This is a genomic window from Paraconexibacter sp. (assembly GCF_041602235.1).
Classification (GTDB): domain Bacteria; phylum Actinomycetota; class Thermoleophilia; order Solirubrobacterales; family Solirubrobacteraceae; genus Paraconexibacter.
Window position 1 is genome coordinate 1 of sequence record NZ_JBFIGP010000197.1, and the last position, 7,313, is coordinate 7,313.

Annotated in this window: 4 protein-coding genes; 2 read left to right on the plus strand and 2 right to left on the minus strand. The window is 73.5% G+C overall.

The annotated features are described in order from the left end of the window. Nucleotides 1-1,462: cytochrome c biogenesis protein DipZ (locus ABYE80_RS14550; RefSeq protein WP_372791007.1), on the plus strand; the 1,462-nt coding region annotated here is incomplete at its 5' end. Here the strand turns inward: ABYE80_RS14550 and ABYE80_RS14555 are convergent. Beyond that, nucleotides 1,459-2,052 (minus strand): molybdenum cofactor guanylyltransferase, encoded by a 594-nt coding sequence (locus ABYE80_RS14555; protein ID WP_372791008.1) that lies wholly within the window; start codon nucleotides 2,050-2,052, stop codon nucleotides 1,459-1,461. The two genes, ABYE80_RS14550 and ABYE80_RS14555, sit on opposite strands and share 4 nt — an antisense overlap. 50 nt (nucleotides 2,053-2,102) lie before the next feature. Between ABYE80_RS14555 and ABYE80_RS14560 the strand changes: the two genes are divergently transcribed. After that, entirely contained in the window at nucleotides 2,103-2,678 is a 576-nt protein-coding gene (locus ABYE80_RS14560) for a hypothetical protein (RefSeq protein ID WP_372791009.1), read from the plus strand. A 6-nt stretch (nucleotides 2,679-2,684) separates the two neighbouring features. Here the strand turns inward: ABYE80_RS14560 and ABYE80_RS14565 are convergent. Continuing rightward, nucleotides 2,685-7,313, minus strand: a 4,629-nt coding sequence (locus ABYE80_RS14565) for an NAD-glutamate dehydrogenase domain-containing protein (protein ID WP_372791010.1), incomplete at its 5' end; no start/stop codon positions are given.

The following is a 7,313-nucleotide window of genomic DNA, read 5'->3' on the forward strand; positions in this document are numbered from 1 at the left end:
CCTCGCGGTGCTGGTCCCGGCGCTCGGGGACCGGCTCGCGGCTCCCCTGTCGCGCCTGGCGCGGTTCGGGCCGTCGGATGCCGGCAGGGACGGGTTCTGGTCCGGCGTGGCGATCGGGGGTGCGCTGGGCTTCCTCTACGCCCCGTGTGCGGGACCGATCCTCGCCGCGGTGATCGCGGTCAGCGCCGCGACCGGGGAGACCGTCCTGATCGCGCTCGCCTACGCGGCGGGCTCGTCCGTGGTGCTGCTTGGGCTGGCCCTCGGCGGTCGCCGGCTCATCGACCGGGTCCGCTCCGCAGGGAGGGCCCCGCAGATCCAACGCGCCGTCGGGGTGGTGATGGTCCTCACCGCGGTCGCGATGCTCGCCGACCTCGACGTGCGCTTCCAGACGTCGATCGCCGACAACCTGCCGGCCGCCGTCGTGAACCCGACACGCCCCCTCGAGCGTTCGGCCGCCGTCGAGCGGCGACTGCGTGACCTGCGGGGTGCCCCGCGCTTCGAGCGCACAGCCGCCGGCCTGCCGCGGCTCGGGCGCGCCCCAGACTTCACCGGCACCCAGCGGTGGTGGGGCACCCCTGGCGGAACGCCGCTCTCGCTCCCGGAGCTCACACGGCAGCGGCGCGTCGTCCTCGTCGACTTCTGGACCTACACGTGCATCAACTGCATCAGGACCCTCCCGTACCTGAAGGCCTGGGACGCCGCGTACCGCGACAAGGGCCTCACCATCGTCGGCGTGCACACGCCCGAGTTCGCGTTCGAGAAGCGCGCGGGCAACGTCGCCGCGGCCATCCGCCGCAGCGGCCTGCGTTACCCCGTCGCCCAGGACAACGACTTCGCCACCTGGAACGCCTGGGGCAACCAGTACTGGCCGGCGAAGTACCTGATCGACGCCGAAGGGCAGGTCCGGTACACGCACTTCGGGGAGGGCCGGTACGAGAAGACCGAGGCCGCGATCCGCGCCCTGCTCGCCGAGGCGGGCGATCGGCCGCTGGGCGCCGCCGTGCGGACGGACCCCGAGCCCCGGACCTCCCGCCACGCGACACCCGAGACGTACCTCGGCACGCAGCGCGCGCAAGGCTGGGCGCAGCCGCCACGCGACGGCACGCACGACTACCGCTACCGCGGCGAACTGCCCCAGAGCGCGTTCGCGCTGAACGGCCGGTGGCGCCACGACCACGAGCGCGGGACCGCCGTGCGCGACGCCGGCATCCGCGCCGCGATCGTCGGCAAGGACGTCTATCTCGTGCTGAGCCCGCCCGCCGACGGCCCCGGCGACGTCGGGGTCCGCCTCGACGGGCGCACCATCGCTCCCGCCGACGCGGGCAGCGACGTGCGCGCAGGCCGCGTCCGCGTGACGAGCCAGCGGCTGTACCACCTGGTCTCGCTCGACGAGCCTCAGCAGCGCGAGTTCGAGCTGACGCTCTCGCGCGGCACCAGCGCGTTCGCCTTCACCTTCGGCTAGCCCTCGCGGGCGAGGCGGTCCCGCAGGTCCAGCATCGCCGCCGCCTGCAGCAGGTCGTCGGGCGCGTTGACGTTGAAGAACGCCCCGGCGTCGTCGAACTCCACCGTGCGGACGCCGAGCGCCTCCACCGCCTCGGTGACCCGGCGACGCGGGTCGAACGCCGCCAGCGAACCGAGGGCGCGCGGCGCGTACAACGCGCAGAGCGGCTGAAGCCGACCGCCCGCGACCGGGACGACCGCCGCCGCCTCGTCGCGCGGGGTCTCGGTGATCGTCCGGATCGTCGCGACGTCGAGGAGCGCCAGGTCCCCGGCGGCGACCAGCACCGGCCGCCCGCCGGCCATCCGGAGGGCGTGGACGATCCCGGTGAGCGGGTGGCGCGGGGTCGGCGGCTCGATCCACACCTGGGTGCCCGCCGGGAGCGGCGGAAGCTCGACGTCGTGCTTGGCGACGACCGCCACCTCGTCGAACGCCGCCCGCAGCGCGTCGAGCGGATAGTGCAGCAGCGGACGCCCGCGCAACTCGACGGTGGCCTTCCCCCCGCCCATCCTCCGGGCGAGCCCTCCAGCCAGGCAGACGCCGACGACGGACATGCACCGCAGCCTACTCCGGCTCCTGACCGCCCCCCGCGTAGACTGACGCCATGGAAGGATCGTTCGAGACGCGGCCGTGGCTGCGCTGCTACCGCTGCTGGTCCACCGACCTCGAGGTGCAGGTCCACTACGACGGCGTGCACAAGATCGATCTGGAGACGGGCGAGCGCGCCGAGCCGATCGAGCAGATCCAGGAAGCCGTCGTCCAGTGCGTCGACTGCATGCACGACCAGCCGCACCTGATGTTCATCGGGGATCGCGTCGAGCCGATCGAGGACCGCTGGGAGCGGATGGTCGCCGGCACCCCCTGGGTGGCGTCGTGCACGGTCGCCGTGAACACCGATGAGGTCGAGACCTGCACCGGCCCGGAGGCCGCCGACGCGCTCTCCTACGCCGCGTTCGGGGACCACGGCACCCGGGAGTTCTTCACCCACGTTCGCTTCCACAAGCACGAGGACGACAACCGGCAGATCGTCGTGCACCTGCTCGTCGAGCTGTACGCGCGGTCCCAGGACGAGGCGACCGAGGTGCTCGAGGACGCGGCCCGCGGCCCTCTGGCGATCACCTCACTGGCCGAGGAGTCGCGTCCCCCAGCCGCGACCGCCGGCGGCGCCGACCCGCACTGACGCGCGTTACGCCTCGGCGGGGGCGACCTCCGCGAGCGCGATCTCCTGCAACCGGCGGGAGACGAGCGTCAGCCCCGCGAGATCAGCGCCCTCGGCGGTCACGAGCCGCGTCAGCGTCGTGAAGCGGTCGACCGCGTCGGACCGGGCGGTCAGGGCCGCGGCCACCGCCTCGGCCGGCGCGAGCTCGGGGTGCTCCCGCAGCGCGATCCCGGCCAGGTCCTGCGCGCGATCGTGCAGCTCGTCCGTGATCGCGTGCGCCGCCCAGCGTTGCGCGCGGCCGGAGACCGTCAGGTGCTGGACCGCGGTGTGGAGCGCCATCAGCCACAGCGCGTCCTGCACCGCCACCAGGGCGCCGGCGACATCGGTGATGCCACGGCCGGTCTGCTGATCGAGCACCACCAGCGCGGGCACGTCGACGAGCTCCGCCAGCAACGCCACCTCGGTGGCGAGATCGTCGGGCAGCCCGGATTCGGCGAGGGAAGTCGCTCGCTGCTCGTGCGCCATCGCCCGCTGCTCGCCCAGCACGGCGGCGACGTCCTCGCGGATGACGTTCGCCGCGTTCCTCGCGGCCTCGACCGTCCCGCCGATGGGCACACGGGGCTGATGGCGCAGGACCCAGCGGCTGCTGATCCGCACCGCCTCGTCCACCAGCTTGATCGCCTCCCACTGCACCGCGGGATCGACGCCCTCGAGCTCCTCCAGCCGGTCCCACAGCGCGACCGCCTCGAGCGCCTCGCGCGCGATGCGCTGAGCGCGCACGACGTGGGCCGCCGGGACTCCGAGCTCGGCGACCCGGCGCGCCACGAACGTCGGCCCGTGCGTGTTGATGACGTCGTTGGCCACCCCGGTCGCGATCAGCTCGCGGCGCAGCGGATGGCTCTCGACGCGGTCGCCCACCCGCTCCAGCACGCGCGCCGGAAACGACGCGCGGAGGTCGACGCCGAGGGCCGGATCGTCGAGCAGGTCGTCCTGCAGCAGCGTGTCCGCGAGGTGCTGCTTGCTCATCGCCAGCGTCACCGAGATCTCGGGCCGCAGCAGGCCGTGGCCCGCGACGCGGCGCTCCGCGAGCTCCTCGGAGCTCGGCAGGCGCTCCAGCCGCCGGTCCAGCATCCCCGCCCGTTCCAGCTCGGACATGAGGTCGTCGTAGGCCAGCAGCGCGTTGGCGGACTCGCGCTCCTCCTGGGTGATGATCTGGGCCTGCAGGAACGAGTTGGTCAGCACGTGGCTCGTGACGTCGGGCGTCACCTCCTGCAGCAGCTCGTCCCGCTCCGCGCGGTCCATCGGATGCTCGGGGTCGTGCTCGAGGAGCCCGAGCAGGATCTTGAGGTTCACCTCGTGATCCGAGCAGTCCACGCCCGCGGAGTTGTCGATGAAGTCCGCGTTGATGTGCACCCCGCACTGCGCGGCCTCGATGCGCGCCCGCTGCGTGAAGCCGAGGTTGCCACCCTCCCCCACCACGCGGCAGCGCAGGTCGCGCGCGTCGATGCGGATCGCGTCGGACGAGCGATCCATCGCGTCGGCGTCCGACTCCGCGGCCGCCTTGACGACGGTCCCGATGCCGCCGTTCCACAGCAGGTCGACGGGGGCGCGCAGCACGGCGCGGATCAGCTCGTTGGGCGCGAGCTCCCTCGCGTCCGTCCGGAGCGCGGCCCGGATCTCCTCGCTGAGCTCGATGCGCTTCGCCGCCCGGGAGAACACGCCGCCACCGGGGCTGATGAGCTCACGGTCGTAGTCGTCCCACGAGGACCCGGAGAGGTCGAAGAGCCGCTTGCGCTCGGTCCACGACCGCTCGGCGTCATGGGGATCCGGGTCGATGAAGATGTGCCGGTGGTCGTAGGCGGCGATCAGTCGCAGCGACCGGGAGAGCAGCATGCCGTTGCCGAACACGTCGCCGCTCATGTCCCCGATGCCGACCGCGGTGATCGCGTCGCGCTCCGGGTCGACGCCGAGCTCCCGGAAGTGGCGCTTGACGGACTCCCACGCGCCCCGGGCTGTGATCCCCAGCGCCTTGTGGTCGTAGCCCGCCGACCCGCCGCTGGCGAACGCGTCGTCCAGCCAGAAGCCGCGCGCCTGCGCGATGCCGTTGGCGACGTCCGAGAACGTCGCCGTCCCCTTGTCGGCGGCCACGACGAGGTAGGGATCGTCGTCGTCGTAGCGGCGCACGCCGTCCGGCGGGACGACGCTGTCCCCGTCCCGGTCGTCCGTCAGGTCCAGGAGCGCGTTGATGTAGGTCTCGTACCCGCTGCGGACGGCCGCCCGCAGCGAGGCCGGGTCCGCCGGCGGATGACGCAGGTAGAACCCGCCCTTCGCCCCCGTGGGCACGATCACCGCGTTCTTGACCATCTGCGCCCGCATCAGGCCCCAGACCTCGGTCCGGTAGTCCTGACGCTCGGACCACCGCAGGCCACCGCGAGCGATGCGGCCGCCCCGGATGTGGATGCCCTCGATGTCGCGCCCGTCGACGTAGATCTCGACGAACGGCGCGGGCTGCGGCAGCGCCGGGACGTCGCCGCTGCGCAGCTTGAAGGCCAGCGCCCCGCGGCCGGGACGGTAGGCGTTGGTGCGCAGCGTCGCGTCGATCAGACCCAGCTGGTTGCGCAGGATCCGGTCGTGGTCCAGGGACACGACCGCGTCCAGGAGCTCCATGATCTCCGTGCGCAGCGCCTCCTCCGCGGCGGGGTCCGGAGCTCGCGTGTGGTCGAAGCGCAGCTCGAACAGCTCGACGAGCCGCTGCGTCAGCGTCGCGTTCTGCGCGATGACCTCGTTCTGGTAGGCCTCGGTGAAGCGGGACCCGATCCGCTGCCGGTACCGGCGGTAGGCGCGCAGGACCTCCAGGCGCTCGTGCCCGAGCTCGGTGAGGACCACGAGGCGGTGCAGGTCGTCGCTCTCCGCCTCTCCCCGCAGCACCGCGGCCACGCAGGCGCCCACGCGCTCACCGCACGCCTCGAGGTCCAGGGGCGCGTCGTCGGGGCCGAGCACCCCGAAGTCCTGCAGCCAGGTCTCCTCGTCCTGCTCCAGGCGCGTAGGCCGCTCCTCGACCACCCGTAGGCCCAGGTCCTCCAGGACCGGCATGACCGCCGACAGCTCGGCCTTGTCGCCGCGGCGGACCACGGTCAGGCGCGTCAGCGTCGGCTGGTCGCCGACGCCCTCCTCGGTCCGGAGGTGGACCGCGAGATCCGCGCTGCGACGCTGCAGGCGCTCCAGCGCGTCGACGTCGGCGACCGCCGCCTGCGGGTCGGTCCGCGCCTTGTACGAGGACGGCAGCCGGACCGCCCAGCGTGCGTGCAGCAGGCGACCGCGCTCGTCACCGTGCTGCGCGACCAGCGCGTCGCGCAACCGGTCGTCCCAGGTCCGCGAGAGCGCCGCGACCCCCTGCTCGAGCTTGGCGAGATCGAGGTCGGGCAGGCCGTGCTCGGCGTGGAGCGCGAGGTGCAGGCGGACGTGGTCTCCCTCGCCGAGCACCTCGTGCACCGCGACCTGATCGGCGCCGGTGGTGCGACGGGCCAGCTCGCCGACCGCGTCGCGCAGTCGGGCGTCGTAGGAGGAGCGCGGGACCGCGGCCAGGAGCGCGCCGTGGCGGGCGTCGGGCTCCAGGCGACCGAGCACGCGGACCGCTCCGGGCGCCAGCGCCAGCAGCTGGACGATCAGGACCCTGAGGTCGCCGGTCGGCGTCCCGAACAGCACGTCCTTCGGGAAGGACTCGAACAGCGCCACCGCCGCCTTCCAGTCGTGCGACCCGGCCACCAGGTCCTCCGCGGCCAGCAGGCGCTGCAGCTTCTGGCGCAGCAGCGGGACCCGCCCGGCGGGCTCCGCGTCCGCCCGCCCCGTGAACAGGCCGACGAACACCTCGTGCGCGCCGTCGCGTCCCCGCACGTGGATCTCGTCGAGCCGCACACGACGGTGGACCGGCGAGCGCAGGGCGCTCTTGCGGACCACGACCGGGGACCCGGCGTCCTCCACGACGTTCCCCTCGACCGTGATCCCCGCGGGACACCCGGGTGTGAGGAGGCCGAGGGTCGTCCCGTCGACCGCCCGGTGGGCCAGCAGCACGAAGTGCTCGTCGGCGATCCACAGCAGGAAGCGGGCGGCCTCCGCCTCGTCCCCGTCGTCCGGCCGGCCCTCCGAGACCCGGGCAGCGGCGGAGACCAGCGCGCTGCGCATCGGCTCGTGATCGGCGACCACGCGGCGCACGGCGCTCAGGACCGCCGCGACCCCGTCCTCGACGCCCGCCAGTTCCTCCGGTGCCAGACGCCGGTCGAGCGTCAGGTGGATGACCGACTCGGCCGGCAGGTCCGCCGATGGCGCCCCGACCTCCTCGATGCGGCCCGTGCCGTTGCGGCGGACCCCGATGATCGGATGGCTCGAGCGTTGCACCGACGCTCCGTGTCGCTCCACCTCGCCCGTGACCGAGTCCACGAGGAACGGGAGGTCCGGCGTGTTGGTCTCCACGACGCTGGCGGCGACGTCGTAGCCGTCGTCCCTCAGGCTCGGCGTGTGGGCACGGACGACCGAGGGCGCGTCGCCGCGCTCGTCGGCGAGGGCGAAGGCCCCCGCGACCTCGGCGGCGACCATCTCCGGTTCCTCGGCGTGCGCACCGGGACGCCGTCGCAGGTACCGCTCGGCGAAGGCGGCGAG